Origin of the sequence: Achromobacter xylosoxidans A8 (assembly GCF_000165835.1) — a bacterium.
In the GTDB taxonomy this organism is placed as follows: domain Bacteria; phylum Pseudomonadota; class Gammaproteobacteria; order Burkholderiales; family Burkholderiaceae_B; genus Achromobacter; species Achromobacter xylosoxidans_B.
On sequence record NC_014640.1, the window covers coordinates 3,369,989 to 3,386,629 of the forward strand.

Annotated in this window: 12 protein-coding genes; 6 read left to right on the forward strand and 6 right to left on the reverse strand. The window is 63.8% G+C overall.

Annotated elements, in window-relative coordinates; translation table 11 throughout:
- Positions 1-25: 25 nt before the first annotated feature.
- A complete protein-coding gene (locus AXYL_RS15625) occupies positions 26-592 on the reverse strand; it encodes a TetR/AcrR family transcriptional regulator (RefSeq protein ID WP_013393779.1) in 567 nt (188 codons plus the stop codon).
- Between the two features lie 198 nt (positions 593-790).
- Here AXYL_RS15625 and AXYL_RS15630 point away from each other — a divergent pair, with 198 nt between their 5' ends.
- Genes AXYL_RS15630 through AXYL_RS15640 form a run of 3 tightly spaced genes read left to right on the forward strand, consistent with a single transcriptional unit; the run spans position 791 to position 6,524 of the window.
- On the forward strand, positions 791-1,912 hold the full coding sequence (locus tag AXYL_RS15630; protein WP_013393780.1) for an efflux RND transporter periplasmic adaptor subunit: 1,122 nt from the start codon (positions 791-793) through the stop codon (positions 1,910-1,912).
- Between the two features lie 17 nt (positions 1,913-1,929).
- Positions 1,930-5,073 (forward strand): efflux RND transporter permease subunit, encoded by a 3,144-nt coding sequence (locus AXYL_RS15635; protein ID WP_013393781.1) that lies wholly within the window; start codon positions 1,930-1,932, stop codon positions 5,071-5,073.
- 5 nt (positions 5,074-5,078) lie between these two features.
- Complete coding sequence (locus tag AXYL_RS15640) at positions 5,079-6,524, forward strand: efflux transporter outer membrane subunit (protein ID WP_013393782.1); 1,446 nt, start codon at positions 5,079-5,081, stop codon at positions 6,522-6,524.
- A gap of 85 nt (positions 6,525-6,609) precedes the next feature.
- On the opposite strand, the gene AXYL_RS15645 is transcribed toward AXYL_RS15640, so the two are convergent.
- The 4 genes from AXYL_RS15645 to dsbD all read right to left on the reverse strand — a co-directional run bounded on the left by AXYL_RS15645 (position 6,610) and on the right by dsbD (position 12,545).
- On the reverse strand, positions 6,610-8,790 hold the full coding sequence (locus AXYL_RS15645) for a mechanosensitive ion channel family protein (RefSeq protein WP_148260609.1): 2,181 nt from the start codon (positions 8,788-8,790) through the stop codon (positions 6,610-6,612).
- Positions 8,791-9,048: 258 nt separating this feature from the next.
- Complete coding sequence (gene dsbG, locus AXYL_RS15650) at positions 9,049-9,822, reverse strand: thiol:disulfide interchange protein DsbG (protein ID WP_013393784.1); 774 nt, start codon at positions 9,820-9,822, stop codon at positions 9,049-9,051.
- A gap of 9 nt (positions 9,823-9,831) precedes the next feature.
- Positions 9,832-10,668 carry a TlpA disulfide reductase family protein gene (locus AXYL_RS15655; protein ID WP_013393785.1) on the reverse strand — a complete coding sequence of 279 codons (837 nt, stop codon included), beginning with the start codon at positions 10,666-10,668 and terminating at the stop codon, positions 9,832-9,834.
- Positions 10,665-12,545: a protein-disulfide reductase DsbD gene (gene dsbD / locus AXYL_RS15660; RefSeq protein WP_049797798.1), complete on the reverse strand. Its 1,881-nt coding sequence runs from the start codon at positions 12,543-12,545 to the stop codon at positions 10,665-10,667. The genes AXYL_RS15655 and dsbD overlap by 4 nt, the downstream gene beginning before the upstream one ends.
- 168 nt (positions 12,546-12,713) lie before the next feature.
- On the opposite strand from dsbD, the gene AXYL_RS15665 reads away from it, so the two are divergent.
- Both AXYL_RS15665 and AXYL_RS15670 read left to right on the forward strand, forming a co-directional pair.
- The gene (locus AXYL_RS15665) at positions 12,714-13,382 is read left to right on the forward strand and encodes a response regulator (protein ID WP_013393787.1); all 669 of its coding nucleotides are present in this window, start codon (positions 12,714-12,716) and stop codon (positions 13,380-13,382) included.
- Entirely contained in the window at positions 13,379-14,719 is a 1,341-nt protein-coding gene (locus AXYL_RS15670) for an ATP-binding protein (protein ID WP_013393788.1), read from the forward strand. Before AXYL_RS15665 ends, AXYL_RS15670 begins: the two co-directional genes overlap by 4 nt.
- Before the next feature lie 62 nt (positions 14,720-14,781).
- On the opposite strand, the gene AXYL_RS15675 is transcribed toward AXYL_RS15670, so the two are convergent.
- Entirely contained in the window at positions 14,782-15,351 is a 570-nt protein-coding gene (locus AXYL_RS15675; protein WP_013393789.1) for a CGNR zinc finger domain-containing protein, read from the reverse strand.
- Between the two features lie 103 nt (positions 15,352-15,454).
- On the opposite strand from AXYL_RS15675, the gene AXYL_RS15680 reads away from it, so the two are divergent.
- A complete protein-coding gene (locus AXYL_RS15680; RefSeq protein WP_013393790.1) occupies positions 15,455-16,627 on the forward strand; it encodes an epoxide hydrolase family protein in 1,173 nt (390 codons plus the stop codon).
- The last annotated feature ends 14 nt before the right edge of the window (positions 16,628-16,641 follow it).

A 16,641-nucleotide genomic window follows, 5' to 3' on the forward strand; every position in this document is an offset into this window, starting at 1 on the left:
AATGCGCATTCCTTGGGAGTTTGGGCTAGGAGCTCGCGTTGGCCGCCCCTTCCAGAAAGAGCTTCTGCACCATGGAAGTCATGCCGAGCGGCGCAATTTCCCCGCGCTGAGCGGCATCCATCGCCGCGTACAGCAGGGAGTCGTACGCCCTGACCAGCCACAGGGAAGGCACATCTATACGAAAGACGCCAGCCTTCTGACCGCTCAGGAAGAAGGTCTCCAAGGCATCCCCGTAGAACGAGGGTATCGGTGCGTTGACGTCCTCGTTTCTTGCATCTATCACGCGGACCCACTGGGCGTGATTCCAGAACAGGTAGTACTCCCGGCCCAGGACCATCGCTTCGGTCAGGCGCTGGAGCGCTGCCGCATGGGGCGGCGTCTCCAGGTCCGCGCGGACCAGCGCATCTTGCAGGTGTTGGGTGGCCCGCTCCATGAGCAGGTCGATGACCCCTTCGCGGGTGGGCGATATCCGGTACAGCGTCGCTTTGCTGATCCCGGCGCTGCGCGCCAGCTGTTGCAGGTTCGCCCTGGGCTGTTGGGAGACGGATAGGGCCAATGCGCGGGCGAGCTTGTCGTCGAGGGCTTCAGACATGGGGTTCTCCTGGCGACCGATATTGCTGAGTCTTTTTGAATTCAATTGTGGTTAAAAACAAACACATAAAGTCTACTACGAATCTTATGAGTCTACTAAAAATCTAATGAATCAATATTGACTCATTTAAATCTAATAAGTACTATCGGGTCCTCGATCGCCTCAGCCTGAGGCGGCATTTGGATGTCAGAGGACTAGATGACCCGATTCAGAGCCAGCGCCATGGCGCTATGCCTGCTCGCCGTTCTCGCCGGGTGTGGCGAGCAGGACCCGCAAGCGGCGCAGGTGCCGCCCGTCGAAGTGGAGCCCCTGGTGATTGCTCCCCGGCCCCAGGCGATCATGGTCGATCTGCCCGGGCGGATTTCCGCTGTGCGCGTGGCCGAAGTGCGCGCGCGGGTCGCGGGCATCGTCCAGAAGCGCCATTTCGAGGAAGGGGCCACGGTGAAGGAGGGCGATCTGCTTTTCACGATCGAGCCGGCGCCGCTGGAGGCCTCGCTAGCGCGTACCCAAGGCGCGCTGGCGCGGGCCCAGGCCCAGGTCAAGCAGGCCCAGGCGCTGGTCAGCCGGTATCAGCCCCTGGTCAAGATCGAGGCTGTCAGCCGTCAGGAATATGACGACGCGTTGGCCGCGCTTCAGACCGCGAAGGCCAATCAGCAGTCCGCCCAGGCGGACGTAAAGGCCGCGCAGCTGGACCTGGGCTACGCCAGCGTGCGGGCGCCCATCTCGGGCCGCATCGGCCGCGGCCTGGTGACCGAAGGCAGCCTGGTCGGGCAGGGCGAATCGACGCCCATGGCGCTGATCCAGCAGATCGATCCCATCTATGCGGACTTCCGGCAGCCTGTCAATGCGGTGCTGAAGCTGCGCGAGGCAGCCGCGGGCGGTCGGATGCAGACTGGCGGCCAGGCCGAATCGGCGGTGAGCGTCCGGGTGGATGGCACGAACTACACGGCCCAGGGCAGGCTGCTGTTCTCCGACGTCTCCGTCGATCCGGGCACGGGCCAGGTGTTGCTGCGCGGCCAATTCAGCAATCCCGACGGGCTGCTCTTGCCCGGCATGTATGTGCGCGTCAACGCCGAACAGGGCGTGGACCAGAACGCGATTCTCATCCCCCAGCGCGCCATCATGCGCGGGGCGGACGGCCAAGCCAAGGTGCTGGTCGTGTCCGACGACAGCAAGGCGGAAGAGCGCGCGGTGCAGACCGGCGCGATGCAGGGTACGGAGTGGCAGATCACGCAGGGACTGGCGGCGGGCGACAAGGTCATCGTGGACGGCGTCGCCAAGATCCCCGCCGGCACGCCCTTGACCGTCAAACCAACTTGAGCCCAGGCGGTCACATCATGCCGAACTTCTTCATTCAGCGGCCCAACTTCGCGTTGGTCATTGCGATCTTCATTTCCCTGGCGGGCCTGCTCGCCATCTTTGCGCTGCCCGTGGCCCAGTACCCCAGCGTCGCGCCACCGCAGGTCATCATCAAGGCGACTTATCCCGGCGCATCCGCCGAAGTCATCAACAACAGCGTGATCAGCCTGATCGAGGAAGAACTCAACGGCGCCAAAGGCCTGCTCTACTATGAGTCGCAGAGCAATAGTTCGGGCGTGGCGGAAACCACGGTGACTTTTGAGCCGGGCACCAATCCCGATCTGGCGCAAGTCGACGTGCAGAACCGCATCAAGCGGGTGGAATCGCGACTGCCGCAGGCGGTCATCCAGCAGGGCCTGCAGCTCGAGCAAGCCAGTTCCAGCTTCCTGCTGATCTACGCGTTGACGTACAAGGATGCGGGCAAGGATCAGGTGGGCCTGGCTGACTACGCGGCCCGCAATATCAACAACGAAATCCGGCGCGTGCCGGGCGTGGGCCGGGTGCAGATGTTCGCGGCCGAACGGGCGCTTCGCATCTGGATCGATCCGGCCAAGCTGGTCGGCTACGGTTTGTCGGTCGATGAGGTCAACAAGGCCATCGCCGCGCAGAACGTCCAGGTTTCGGGTGGCTCCACGGGTGAACAGCCCAGCCCGTCGACCCAGGAAATCACAGCGACCATCATGGTCCAGGGCCAGCTCACAACGATTCCGGAATTCGAGGGCATTGTGTTGCGCGCCAACCCGGATGGTTCCACGGTTCGTCTTGGCGACGTCGCGCGCATCGAACTGGGCCGCCAGGACTATCGCTTGTCCAGCCGCCTGAACGGCCAACCGGCCGCGGCCATGGGCGTGCAGCTCGCACCCGGCGCCAACGCGCTGGAAACCGCCAAGGGCATCAAGGCGCGCCTGGCCGAGCTGTCCAAGAACTTCCCCGGCGATATGGCGTACAGCGTGCCGTTCGACACCTCGGTTTTCGTCGAGGTGGCCATCTCCAAGGTGTTGATGACGCTGGCCGAGGCCGTCGTCCTGGTGTTCCTGGTGATGCTGCTGTTTCTGCAGAACTTCCGCTACACCCTGATCCCGACCATCGTCGTGCCCATCTGCCTGTTGGGCACGCTGGCGGTCATGCTGCCGCTGGGGTTCTCCGTCAACATGATGACCATGTTCGGCATGGTGCTGGCGATCGGCATCCTGGTGGACGACGCCATCGTGGTGGTGGAGAACGTCGAACGGCTGATGGCCGAAGAGGGCCTGTCGCCGAAAGAGGCGACCATCAAGGCCATGGGGCAGATCAGCGGCGCGATCGTGGGCATCACGCTGGTGCTGGCCGCCGTGTTCCTGCCGCTGGCCTTCATGACGGGCTCCGTAGGCGTGATCTACCGCCAGTTCTCGGTGTCGCTGGCCGTGTCCATCCTGTTCTCGGGTTTCCTGGCGCTGACGTTGACGCCCGCGCTCAGCATCCTGCTGCTCAAGCCGATTGAAAAGGGGCATCACGAAAAGAAGGGCTTCTTCGGCTGGTTCAACCGGGTGTTTGCGCGCATGACCGAGCGCTATTCGGCGACCAACGCGCGCCTGCTTGCGCGCAGCGGTCGCATGATGGTGTTGTACGCCGTCCTTGTCGGCGGGTTGGGCTACGTCTATGCGAGCCTGCCGTCGGCCTTCCTGCCGACCGAGGACCAGGGCTACATGAACACGGACATACAGTTGCCGCCAGGCGCCACGCTGTCGCGCACGCTGGAAACGACCCAGCAGTTGGAACAGTACCTGGACACGCGCCCGGCCGTTTCGGACGTGCTCACGGTGCAAGGTTTCAGCTTCTCCGGGCAAGGCCAGAACGCGGGCCTGGGCTTCGTGATGTTCAAGGATTGGGCCCAGCGCGCAAAGAACGAGTCGGCCATGGCCGAGGCGGACCAAGCTAATCAGGACCTTGCGGGCGTTCCCGATGGCGTGCTGTTCTCGGTGGTGCCGCCTTCCGTGGAAGGCATGGGCAATTCCTCGGGCTTTGCGCTGCGCCTGCAGGACCGCGCCGGCCTGGGCCGGGAGGCCTTGCTGTCGGCCACCGAGACCCTGATGAAGAAGGTGTACGAGAATCCCAAGGTCTTTTCCTACATCCTGATCGAGGGGCTTTCCGACGCGCCGGAGCTGGACCTGCGCATCGACCGCAGCAAGGCCGAGGCCCTGGGCGTGTCGTTTGATGCCATCAACTCGGCGCTGTCCACCGCGTTCGGCTCGGCGCTGGTCAACGAGTTTCCCAACCAGGGCCGCATGCAGCGCGTGATCGTGCAAGCCCAGCCTGAAAGTCGCGACACGCCGGAATCGGTAGCCAAGCTGAATGTGCTCAATCGCGCGGGCGAACTGGTGCCGCTCGAATCCTTCAGCGAGATTGGCTGGAAGCATGGTCCGGTTCAATTAATCCGCTACAACGGCTATTCCAGCATCAAGCTGATCGGAGATGCCGCGGCCGGAGGCAGCACGGGCGAGGCGATGCAGGAAATCGAACGGCTGATCTCGGAATTGCCCCAGGGCATCGGCTTCGAGTGGACCGGCCTGTCATTCCAGGAAAAGGCCACGGGTTCGCAAGCGCCCATGCTGCTGGCGCTGGCGCTGCTGGTGGTGTTCCTGGTGCTGGTCGCGCTGTACGAAAGCTGGAAGATCCCTGCGTCCGTGCTGCTGATCGTGCCGGTGGGCGCGCTGGGCGCGGTGGCCGCCGTGATCGTGGCCGGCTTGCCCAATGACGTGTATTTCAAGGTGGGGCTGGTGACCATCATTGGCCTCGCTGCCAAGAACGCCATCCTGATCATCGAGTTTGCCAAGGATCTGCATGAGCAGGGGCGCTCACTGAAGGAGGCCGCGATCGAGGCCGCCCGCCTGCGCTTCCGTCCCATCGTGATGACGTCGGTTGCCTTCATCCTGGGCGTGGTGCCGCTGGTCATCGCAACGGGGGCGGGCGCCACCAGCCAACGCGCCATAGGCACCGGCGTGCTGGGCGGCATGCTCAGCGCCACCATCCTGGGCGTGCTGTTCGTGCCCGTGTTCTTCGTCTGGACGCTATCTGTTTTCAAGCGCCCCAAGGCGCATGTCGCGCCCGGCCAGTTGGCGACCAATCAAGCAGGTGAGAAATGAAAGCGATGACCCTTACCCTCCAGCGGCTCAAGCCGCTGGCCGCGGCCGCAGCCGTCGTGGCAATGCTGGCGGGCTGCGCGCTGGCGCCGACCTATGAGCGCCCAGCGTCGCCTGTCGCTCAGCAGTGGGGAGTCGAAGGCCAGGCGGACTTCGCGTCCGGACCGGGCTCGGCCGCCGCCACGCTGGACTGGCGCGACTTCGTGACCGACCCGTCGCTGCGCGGACTGATCGAAACCGCGCTGGCCAACAACCGGGATTTGCGCCGGGCCTTGCTCAACGTCGAAGCGGCGCGCGCGATGTACCGCGTGCAGCGTTCCGAGCAGTTGCCATCCATCGGCGCCCAGGCTGGCGGCACGCGGCAGCACAATCCGGCGGATCTGAATGCCAACGGCACGTCCGGCGTGCAGAGCGAGTGGCGCGCCGGCGTGGGCGTCACGGCCTTCGAGCTGGACCTGTTCGGCCGCGTGCGCAGCCTGTCGGAAGCGGCGCTACAAGAGTATCTGGCCACCGAGAACGGCGCGCGCAGCGCCCGCATCAGCCTGATCGCGGAGGTGATAGACGCCTACCTCACGCGCGAAGGCGCGCGCCAACGCGGGCTGCATACCGAGCGCACTTTGGCATCGCGCGAGCAGTCGCTGCAACTGATCGCCCGGCGCCGCGCCGAAGGCATCGGGAGCGCCTTGGACTATGAGCAGGCGAAGGGCCTGACGGACCAGGCACGCGCCGATCTGGCGCGCATGGAACGGCAGTACCGGCAGTCGACCAATGCGCTGACGCTGCTGGCCGGAGTCAGTGATTTGAGCCCCTATCTGGCGCCCCATGACGGCGCGGTGCCCATGCTGGTGCAGCAACTGGCGGCGGGCACGCCGTCAGAGCTGCTGACCTACCGTCCAGACATCCTGGCCGCGGAACATCGGCTGCGGGCGCGCAACGCCGATATCGGCGCCGCGCGCGCGGCGTTCTTCCCGCGCATCTCCTTGACCGGCATGTTCGGCAGCGCCAGTTCGGACCTGTCGGATCTGTTCTCGGGCGGCCAGCGCGCCTGGTCCTTCGCGCCGCAGATCACGCTGCCCATCTTCGACGGCGGCCGCAACCAGGCCAACCTGGATCTGGCCCGGGTCCGCAAGGAAGCGGCGGTGGCCGAGTACGAACAGTCGATCCAGACCGCGTTCCGCGAGGTCATGGACGGGCTGGCGGCGACCGACACCTTGCGCAGGCAGGAGGACGCGCTGCGCGCGCAGACCGACAGCAGCCAGGCCGCGCTGCGCCTGTCCGAGGCGCGCTATCGCGGCGGCGTGGACAACTATCTGCGCTACCTGGATGCCCAGCGCAGCGACTTCGCCAATCAGATCGCGTTGATCGAAGTCCGGACCGAGCGCCAGATCGCGCTGGCCTCGTTGTTTCGCGCCCTGGGCGGAGGCTGGCGTGGCGATGGGGCAGCGGAAAAGTAGGGCGCCCATTGCGCAGCAGCCGGTCCAAATGACGGGGCTGGAAGTTTGCCCGGCCGTCCTGGACCAGAGGCGTAGGGAAGGGGAGTCATGCGTCCTGTTCCGAAGCCGTGGCCGAGCGTTTGGGCGGACGTGCTCGGGACAACTGCACGTTCATGCGCGGCATGGAAGGTTCCAGTCCGGCCTGGTCCAGCCGGCGCCGCAGGCGCATGTTGAAGGCGCGCTGGACTTCCCATTGCCGCAGCGGCGCGGTCTTGAAGCGAAAGCGCAGGATCGCCTGGCCGTTGTCGAAGCTCTCCACGCCTTGCTGTTCGATGGGCGACCACAGGAAGGGATAGATCGCCGGATCGGTGCGCAACTCCAGGGCCACTTCGCGGACCAGCGCCACGGCGTCGTCGATCGGCATGGTGGCCGGCACCGGCCAGCGGAACATGGCGTAGCCGAACTCGCGCGAGTAGTTCTTGATGGTCTTGATTTCGCTGAACGGAATCGTGTGCACTACGCCATCCAGGTCTCTCAGGCGCACGGTGCGTATGGTCAGGCCTTCGACAAATCCAAGGTGGTTGCCCACGTCCACGTAGTCGTCGATGGAAAGGGAGTTCTCGATGATGATGAACAGGCCTGTGATCAGGTCGGCCACCAGCGATTGCGCGCCGAAGCCGATGGCCAGGCCGATGACGCCGGCGCCGGCCAGCAGCGGCGTGACGTTCATGCCCATGTTGGCCAGCGCGACGATCACGGCAATCACGAAAATAGTGGCAAGCAGGACGTTGCGGATCAGCGGCAGCATGGTCAGCGCGCGGACATTGGTCCGGTTCTTGCCGCTGGTGCCCAGGGTGTGCTGCAGCGCGGTGTCGGTCAGGATCCATATCAGCCAGGCTACCAGCAGGGTGCCGACGAAGCTTGCCACCTTGGGGCCGATCGCCGATCCGCTGCTTTCCATGAGCGCGATCAGAGACAGGCCCAGTACGCGCAAGCCGATTTCCAGGAACACCAGCAGGTTGGCGATCCAGAGCAGGGTGTAGCCGAAGTACCTGAGCTGTCCCAGGTAGGCCGTGCGCCGATTCGCGGCGCGGCTGGAACTGAGGTAGGCGCGGCGGATGATGCCGCTGACGGCCATGCCCGCGATTGCCACCAGCGCGCAAAGCAGGGCGCGGCGTATCACCTGATCGCTGTCGTTGGCGGTAGCCAGGGTGGTGAACAGCGAGATACCCACCAGGATGAGGAACGGGACGAACCAAAGCGGCCCGATCAGCCGTAGCAGCTTGTGCAGCCCTTGGCGTTTGACCCGGCGCTCCTTGGGCTGGTTGCGGATCAGGTGCGTGACGGGGCGGCGGAACCGCAGGATGAACAGCGCGCTCAGCGTCGCGGCGGCTACGTTGGCGAGCAGGCCGGCGAACTGCGCGATGCCGAGTCCGAACACGCTGGTGACCTCGGGATCGTGCAAGGCGTCGCCCAGTGCGGCCAGACTGCCTATCAGCCAAAGCGGCAGGGCGGCGCGGCGCTGCAGGATGTCCAGCGCCCGCCCGCGGTGCGCGCCGTCCAGCAAGGTCAGGGCGATCAGGCAGAGCGAAGAGAACAGCGCGCCGACGAGCAGCACGTAGGCCAGTACCAGGGCCCCGAGCCGGCCCACGGAGTCCGGCGTCAGGACGGAAAGGGAGAGCATGATCACGAAGGCGATGGCCCAGGGCGCCAACTGCCGCGCCGCCAGCCAGAGCAGCTGGCGGGTCTTCGGACGGACCGGCGCTGCGTCCGCCGGCGCCCGGCGCCGTTCGAGGCGTCGGCCTATCCAGCGCAGCGCCAGGGCCAGGCCGGCCCAGATCGCCAGCACGATCAGGAAATCGGCGATCAGCGTGGGCCATTCGCGCCATGCCGGCAAACCGGTGGCGAGTTCGGCACGCGCTTGCCGGTACAGCATGCCCCAGCGGGTCAAGGCGCCTTCGGGGCCGTCCAGGCGTCGTTCCAGGCTTTCGGCGGTGTCGCGGATGAGGGCGAGGATGCCGTCCTTTTCGTTCTCCGCGCCTTGCTTGGTCGCGTCGCGCAGTTGCTTCAGCTGGTTCAGAAGATCAGCGCGTTGCTTGTCGTTTTCAAGTGTCTGGATGACCTGGTCCAGCGACTGGTTCAGTTGCGCATTGTCGACGGGTTTGCTGGAAGTCGATCCGGTCAGGCTGGGCAGCGCTGCAGATGAGGTCGGGATGAAACCCAGGCTCAGCACAAGGAGTATCAACGGCAGGCATAGACGGATACCGCGCAGGGTTGAAACTCGCAAGATTGCCTCTCTGATGATGATATGGATACCTTTTAGAAGAGTCGCGGACGGGACGCAAGGTTTGGTTTTCAGGACCTCAGCAGAGCCAACTTATGGATAGTCACGTCAGGACGCTGGCGAAGGCGGTTAAAGCGGTTTGCCGGTGTCCAGGGATGCCTGGGTCTGGTGTTGGTGTTATGCGCATAATGTGTATTATGTAAAGTACAAATTACGCTTGGGATGACAGAGTAATCATCCCCGGCAGATCGGCCGTGCTGTTCAGCGCGGCCCTAGTACTTCGGCCAATTGCGCACCCTGGGGCATGCCGTTGAACTTCTTGACCGAGCCGTCGCCCTCCCGGACCACGATGCCAGGCGTGCCGCGGAAACCAGCCGATATCATCAGCATATGATTGTCTTCGAGGATCTGGAGTACATCGTCGGGGACGCTATTGGCGGGCTTGATGCCACCCTGGTCAAACTTGTGTTCGTTCTCCGCCAACGCAGCCGATGGATCGGGCGCGCCAAGGATCGCCGCAGCCTTGGCTGGACTGTCTGCCCGGATCACGCCGACGAGCAGATGGCGAAGCTGGACTTTGCCTGCGTCCACCCAGGGACGCGCGGCTTCCCAGAATTGGTGGCAATAAGGACAATTTGCATCGGAGAAGGCATAGATGATGCGGGGCGCGTCGGGTTTTCCGTCCTGCACCCAGGCAGCGGACTCCAATTGAACCCATGTCTTCTCGCCCATCGGTTTCTCAACCAGGTCCCGCAGCGTCAATCTGTCGAGCGGCGTGCCTTTGGCGTCCAGACGCGTACCGACGATGGCGTTGCCGTCGCTGGTGACGTAGACGGCAACGGGGCGATCGCCTGCAGTGCCTGCGAAGGCGCGCAAGCCACCGCCCACATCGAATTCCTGCATCACCATGAGACCTTGCGCCTCCAGTGCCTGGACGACTGGCGGCCGGGTCCCCTTCCCCGCCTGACTCTGGCCAGCCACCAGCATGAGGGCGATAGCTGCGATGGAGGATAAATTCTTGCGTACTGCGAACATGGTCATTCCTTATCTTGGTAAATCTTGAGAGGCGCCTGAAGCAAGATTGAAGCGGCGCGAAATCTTGTCCTTAAAGCTGGCCATGGTGATCTCGCCCAGATGCGAATCCACCAATCGTCCCTCCGCGTCAAAGAACAGGGTCGTGGGCAGGCCCCGCGAATTCATCGCCTGCATGGATGAGGACGCGGGGTCGAGCAGCACATTGCTCAATGCCAGGCCCTCGTTGTGAAGAAAATCACGTGCCAGTTGCGCGCTCTCACCCTGGTTGAGCAGGACGATGCCGACACCTGGAAATTCAGACTGCGCTTGTTCCAAGACCGGCATCTCGCGGCGGCAAGGCGGACACCAGCTCGCCCAAAGATTGACGACCAACGGGCGCCCTTCGTACGATCTCAGCGCGATTGGTTTTCCATCCAGTGTTGCCAACTGAAGGTCCGGCAGGCGTGGCGCTTCAAGCAGCAATGAAAACGCTCCGCTACCTGCGAACCAGGCCACAACTCCGGCTAGTACACCGACGTAAATGGGGCGGCGCTGCACTGGCATGGACCGGGTTCGCCACCAGACGAACGCAATCGTCGCCGGCACCCCAACCCACCAGTAATATCCACCATCGCCGATTGCAATCATCGACATGGGCGCCGCGAAATAGTCTTCCCACCAGAAGGCGATGTATCCCAGGCGGGCTGCCACGACGCCCCAAAAGACCGCGTCGAGCAGTGCGGCGCCGGCAAGCCGATGAGAGGCTTCCGGCAAGCGTTTGGCCAGTGCGCGGGTCACCAGCCAGGAAAGCAGTACAGCCGCGACGACACCAATGCTCTGAATGGAGAACGGACCGATACCTATCATGGCGTGCCCGCCTGGTTCAGATGCCCCAGGAAATCAGCCGCGCTGACCTCACCCACCACACGCAGGTCTCTGCGTTCCGTGCCGTCAGGCCCCACCAGGATAAGCGTGGGCGGTCCCATGACGCCCCAGTGCTTGAGCAGGGCCTGATCGGTGGCGTCGTTGCGCGTCACGTCCGGCCGCAGTACCTGCATGCGCGCCAGCCGCTGCGCCACAGCCGGGTCGCCAAACACATTGCGCTCGATCACGTGGCAACTGATGCACCAGTCGGCGTAGAAATCGATCAAGGTCCATTGGCCCTGCGCAGCCGCTTGCGCCAGGCGCTTATCGACGTCCTCGACAGACTTGGCCTCGACGTAGGCCGGTTTGGCGGTCGCTGACGCGGCTGCCGAAGACGCGGCGCGCAGATGCGCCAACGGCTGCGACGCCGACTCGCCTCCCGACGCGGCGCCCACGAGCATGAAGATGGACCATAGGCCGGCAATGGCTCCCAGTGTGCGCAAGGTCCACATCAGACGCAGTCTTTGCGCCAGCGCTTGCGCCCAGGCCAGCAGGCCGATGGCGATAGATAGTATCCAAGCCCCCCACAGCACCAGGCTTACGGTAGCTGGCAGGAAGCGGTCGAGCATCATCACCGCCATTCCGACCATGACGTAGCCGAAGGCGACGCGTACGCTATCCATCCAGGCCCCGGGCTTGGGCAGTATGCGGGCGCCGCAGACAGCGATCGCCAACAGCGGCAGACCCATGCCCAGGCCCAGGGAAAACAGCGCCAGGCCGCCATACAGCGCGCTGCCCGTCTGACTGATATAGAGCAGCGCTCCCGCCAAGGGCGCGGTCATGCAGGGGCCGACCAGCAATGCTGACAAGAAACCCAGCGCCGCAGCGCCGACCACGCTGCCACCAGAACGTCCCTGGTTGGCGGATCCGAGTCGGTTCAACAACGCGGACGGCAAGCGCAGCTCGAACATTCCGAACAAGGAACTGGCGAGAATCAGGAACAAGGCCGCAAACGCTCCCAGCAGCCAGGGCGATTGCAGGGTCGCCTGGAGATTGGCGCCTGCCAAGCCTGCCGCGACACCCACGGCAGCATAGGTGCCGGCCATGGCCAAGACATAGAACAGGGACGTGATGAAGGCGCGTCGCGGCTTGGCCTGATTGCCGACGACCATGCTGGAAATGATAGGAATCATCGGCAAGGTGCAAGGCGTGAAAGCCAGCAGCAGCCCGAAGCCGAAGAACAGCAAGGTGCCTGCGACCGGCCCCAGCGTCGCAAGACGTTGTGCCGCAGCCTGGTCCTCGGCGACGTTGGCGCCGCCGCCTGCGCCCGCCTCCCGTGGACGGGCGCTTGCCGGAGGTGGGACAGCAGGAACGGCAGCGGCTGCAGAGGCTCCTGCCGCCGTCACGGGCAAATTCACGGCCATGGTCTGCGGCGGATAACAGATGCCTCCTTCCGCACACCCTTGCCAATGCAGCGTCAACGGACCTGTCACGGATGCAGGAAAACGCAGGCGCAGCGCATCTCCGAGATAGATTTCCGTATCGCCAAAGAACTCATCATTCTTTGGCGTGCCTGGAGGAAGATCCAGGCGGACCTCCTCGCCCTGCCCGGAAACCAGCTTCAACGAGTGACGATAAACATAGTAGTTATCGGCAATGCGCCCTTGCGCCGCCAGTTCCCTCCCCTGCTGCTGCACTTGCGCCAGTTTGAATACATCGACCGGATCCAGGAATTCGGCTTCCTCCTTCCAGGAAAACAGTCCGGTACTCGCCCACGCACTGCCGATGGCGAGCAAACACAGAAAGACAATGGCCAGTACTCGCCGATATACAAACAACCTGATTCCTCCGGGCAATAGTCGGCCCCCAACCACCCTCATGCGGCGGTGAAAGGGAGCATATCCAGCGATGATGGAGGAGGTCGATTAACTGAAACTAAAGAAGGGAACGCAGGCGCGGAGAGCCCGGAAATCCGGGAGCCGACCCGCCTGGGCCAACAATTTCTGGCCTAACATATGGATCCTTGGCTGCAGCGGATTGGGATGCAAATGCGGGTATTGCTGGTAGAAGACGACGAACTGATCGGCAAGGGAATTGTGGCTGGCTTGCGCGCGCACGGCATCATGGTGCAGCACGTTTGCACGGCAGTGGAAGCTGAAGCCGCCCAAACCGGGAACTCCTTCAATGCCCTGGTGCTCGACCTGGGGCTTCCCGACCGTGACGGCATGGAGTTGCTCTCCGTTGTGCGCGCGATAGAACCGTGTTTGCCCGTGCTGATACTGTCCGCTCGGGATGCCATAGAGCACAGGATAGCGGGCCTGCACCAGGGCGCCGACGACTACATGACCAAGCCGTTTGATCTGCGGGAATTGGCAGCGCGATTGCATGCGCTGGTCAGACGCACACAGGGGCGCGCAGCCCAGATCATTGCGGCGGGACCGTTGCGCCTGGAACCTGAAAGCGGGCTTGCCTGGCTGGAAGGCCAAGCCATCTCGCTATCGCGTCGCGAGGTGGATCTGCTGGCTCATCTGGCCACTGCCGATGCGAGATGGATTGCTCCTGATCTGCTCAGTGAACGCCTGTACGGGTTGGGCGAAGAAGTAAGCAGCAACGCGCTCAATGTCCATATTCACAATCTGCGCCGCAAGCTTGGAGCTGAAGTGATTGAGACTTCGCGTGGATTGGGATACAGGCTGGGTTGGAGAATCAACGCATGAGCTTGCGTCTGCGCGCGGTCCTGATCGCAGGAATTTCTCTGATGGTTTTATGGGCGGCGGCAGCCGCCTGGATGATGCTGGGTGTGCGTGCCGACGTTGCTCGTACACTCGACGGCCGGCTGGCCATGTCGGCTCGCATGGTCTCTGGCCTGCTTGCAGGCTCGGCCATAGATCCCAACGCCAAGCCGACGGATTTCGCGCAAGCGGTTCGTGTCAATGGCAGCGAAGGAATCGCTTGCGAGATTCGTGCGCTTCGCGGCGAAGTTTTGGCGCGCACCAACGGCAGCCCGGCCTCGGACTTCGAAAGCCTGCCTGGCGGTTACAGCACGCGCATGATAGCGGGGCAGGAATGGCGGATCTATGTGCTTCGTGACGACATCTACCAGATAACGACAGCGGATCGTGTCGATCAAAGGAACTCGCTGATCAATGAGTTGCTGTTTGCGGCAGGCGTGCCATTCCTGATCGCGCTTCTTGGCGGACTGGCTGCTCTCTGGATCGGTATTGGGCAAGGCCTTGCGCCGCTGCAAGCCTTGCGCATGCAGTTGCGGGCCAAGGAGACGGACGACACCACGCCTATTGCCGTCGCGAGGCCGCCAACGGAGCTTCGTCCGGTCCTGGATGCGATGAACGGACTGTTGGGACGGCTGGCCCAGGCACTCTCAAGCCAGCGGGCGTTTACGGATGCGGCAGCGCATGAATTGCGTACCCCACTGACCGTGATCGACACTCACCTGCAAGTGGCCAGGCTGACTGAAGGCGAAGAAGCCGCGTCTTCACTTGGTAGCGCCGAAGAAGGCGTAAAGCGCCTGCGGCGCACCCTGGACCAAATGATGGTTCTTGCTCGTGCCGAGGCATCGATCAACCCGGAAGACAGGTGCGCATCCATCCAGGAAGTCATCTCCAGCGTCATCAATGCAACAACGGTCGAGGCACAGGTGCGCTTGGCGCTTTCCATTCATGGCTCAGATAGCGGTAGTTCGATTCCCCGCGGGATGCTGGAGGCTGCCGTCCGCAACCTTGTAGACAATGCAATCCGCTATTCCCCCGAAAGCATGACTGTCGAAGTCGCGGCGCACTTCGAGTCCCCGACCCGACAATGCCGAGTCATCGTGACCGACCGCGGGCCAGGACTCAGTGAGGATCAAGTAGCCAAAATTGGGCGCCGCTTCTGGCGCGGAGACCAAGGCCGAAGCCGCAACGACGGTGCTGGTCTTGGTATCTCGATCGTGCATGCCATTGCCGAGCGATTCGGGGGGACGCTGAATCTGAAGCCCCGGGCAGGCGGGGGTCTGATTGCGGAACTTGTGCTTCCATGTTTCCCGCTGGTTCAGTGAACTTCAGAATGCACTAGCAGCAGTCCGACAGGCCACAGCGATAGATACAGTGGCTCTCTGCCCTACTCTCTGCTCTTTTTGCTCTTGCTGGCCTGGAAGCGGGCCTTCTTCTGGCGATTCCCGCAGGTGTTCATGTCACACCACCGCCGCGTGCGGCTCTGGCTGGTGTCAAAAAACGCGGCCTGGCAGCTAGTCGATGCGCACAAGGCCAGCTTTCCGTCTCGTTCGCCTGCGACGATGCTGATGGCGTCGGTGGCGATGACGCCCAGGGCGTCTTCCACGCGGGCCGCCGGGCCCAGCCACCACTGCCGCCTGCCTTCGGATGACAGGGTTGCCGCGGCCTTGCTCTCGACGCTGCGGGCATTGATGACTTTGACGGCGGACGCAGGCAGCGGGTCTCCCGACGCGGACGCGCTAGCCGCGGCGTGGATTGCTTCCCTCAGTTCCCAGGCCAGCTCGAGCTGGGCGTTGGTGCAGGATTTCACGGCCAGGCCGTTCAGCGCCAGCCAATCCAGGAACCGGCGCGGTGTGGGAATACGCTCCACGGAATCGCCTTGACGCTCCGTCAAGGTTCCGGTGAAGCACGTCGCCAGCACGCTGCCGAGACGGAATTCAGGAAAATCGGCGCGCATGAGATCCCCCAAGCTGGTTGACCGTGAAATTGGCGGTATGTTAGAACCGTCTAAGCCGGTTCGCAATGGCTCGTACTTCAAACCACGATGACCAGGAGATCGCATGCCTGCTTCAAACAACGACGTACACGTATTTCAGGCCCGCACCACCGATGCGGATCTCGACGATCTGCGGGCCCGACTGGCCGCGGCGCGCTTGCCGGAGGCCGAAACCGTTAAGGGCGCGGCGCCCGGCGCCCGCCGCTGGGCGCAAGGCGTTCCGCTGTCCGACCTCATCAGCGTGGTGGACTACTGGCGCACCGCGTACGATTGGCGCTCGTTCGAGGCGCGCCTGAACCGGATCGGGCAGTTCCGCACCGTGATTGATGGCCTGGGTATCCACTTCCTGCACCGCCGGTCCCGGCGCGCGGACGCCACTCCTCTGCTGCTGACGCATGGTTGGCCGGGCAGCATCGTTGAATTCGTCGATATCGTGGACGAGCTGGCAAATCCGAAGGACGCCGGCGCGCCGGCGTTCCATGTGGTGGCGCCGTCGCTGCCGGGATTCGGCTATAGCGACAAACCGGCAGCGACGGGTTGGGGAACCGAGAGGATCGCAACCGCCTGGGTGGAACTGATGGAACGGTTGGGCTATGACAAGTTCCTGGCCCACGGCGGCGATTGGGGAGGCGTGATCACCGCGATCCTGGGCGGCAGGTTTCCGGCGCGGGTCATGGGCATCCACACCACGCTCGCGCAGGCCCCGCCAGGGTTGCCGTTGGACGGGCTGACGGCCGCTGAACGCAAATGGGCCGAGGACACCCGCGACTTCTGGCGCTACCGGGCCGCCTACGCGAAACAGCAGGCGACCCGGCCGCAAACGATAGGATATGCGCTGGTCGACTCGCCGGTCGGGCAACTGGCCTGGATCCTGGATAAATTCGCGGAGTGGACGGATAGCGTAGACAGCCCCTTCGAGCGGATTTCGCGGGACCGCATCCTGGACAACGTCACCCTGTATTGGCTGACGCGGACCGGCGCGTCGTCGGCGCGTATCTATTACGAAAGCCACGACTCGCTGGACCCCGAGTTGCGGGTCGATGTGCCGTCGGCCATCAGCATCTACCCCCGCGACATCGAAAAATGTCCGCGTCCCTGGGCGCAGCAGCGGTATCGGCGGATCGTCCGGTGGCGCACGCCCGACATCGGCGGGCATTTCCCGTCGCTGGAAGCGCCCGAGGATTTCGTCAAGGACCTGCAGGCGGGCCTCGCGGCCGTGCTGGCCGCCCATCGGTGAGGCGCGCCCGGGAC

Excerpts from the sequence above, each read along its gene's own strand:
- AXYL_RS15625 (WP_013393779.1), bottom strand. The coding sequence starts at position 592 with ATGTCTGAAGCCCTCGACGACAAGCTCGCCCGCGCATTGGCCCTATCC.
- AXYL_RS15630 (WP_013393780.1), top strand. The coding sequence starts at position 791 with ATGACCCGATTCAGAGCCAGCGCCATGGCGCTATGCCTGCTCGCCGTT.
- AXYL_RS15635 (WP_013393781.1), top strand. The coding sequence starts at position 1,930 with ATGCCGAACTTCTTCATTCAGCGGCCCAACTTCGCGTTGGTCATTGCG.
- AXYL_RS15640 (WP_013393782.1), top strand. The coding sequence starts at position 5,079 with ATGACCCTTACCCTCCAGCGGCTCAAGCCGCTGGCCGCGGCCGCAGCC.
- dsbG (WP_013393784.1), bottom strand. The coding sequence starts at position 9,822 with ATGTTCGCAGTACGCAAGAATTTATCCTCCATCGCAGCTATCGCCCTC.
- AXYL_RS15655 (WP_013393785.1), bottom strand. The coding sequence starts at position 10,668 with ATGATAGGTATCGGTCCGTTCTCCATTCAGAGCATTGGTGTCGTCGCG.
- dsbD (WP_049797798.1), bottom strand. The coding sequence starts at position 12,545 with ATGAGGGTGGTTGGGGGCCGACTATTGCCCGGAGGAATCAGGTTGTTT.
- AXYL_RS15665 (WP_013393787.1), top strand. The coding sequence starts at position 12,714 with ATGCGGGTATTGCTGGTAGAAGACGACGAACTGATCGGCAAGGGAATT.
- AXYL_RS15670 (WP_013393788.1), top strand. The coding sequence starts at position 13,379 with ATGAGCTTGCGTCTGCGCGCGGTCCTGATCGCAGGAATTTCTCTGATG.
- AXYL_RS15675 (WP_013393789.1), bottom strand. The coding sequence starts at position 15,351 with ATGCGCGCCGATTTTCCTGAATTCCGTCTCGGCAGCGTGCTGGCGACG.
- AXYL_RS15680 (WP_013393790.1), top strand. The coding sequence starts at position 15,455 with ATGCCTGCTTCAAACAACGACGTACACGTATTTCAGGCCCGCACCACC.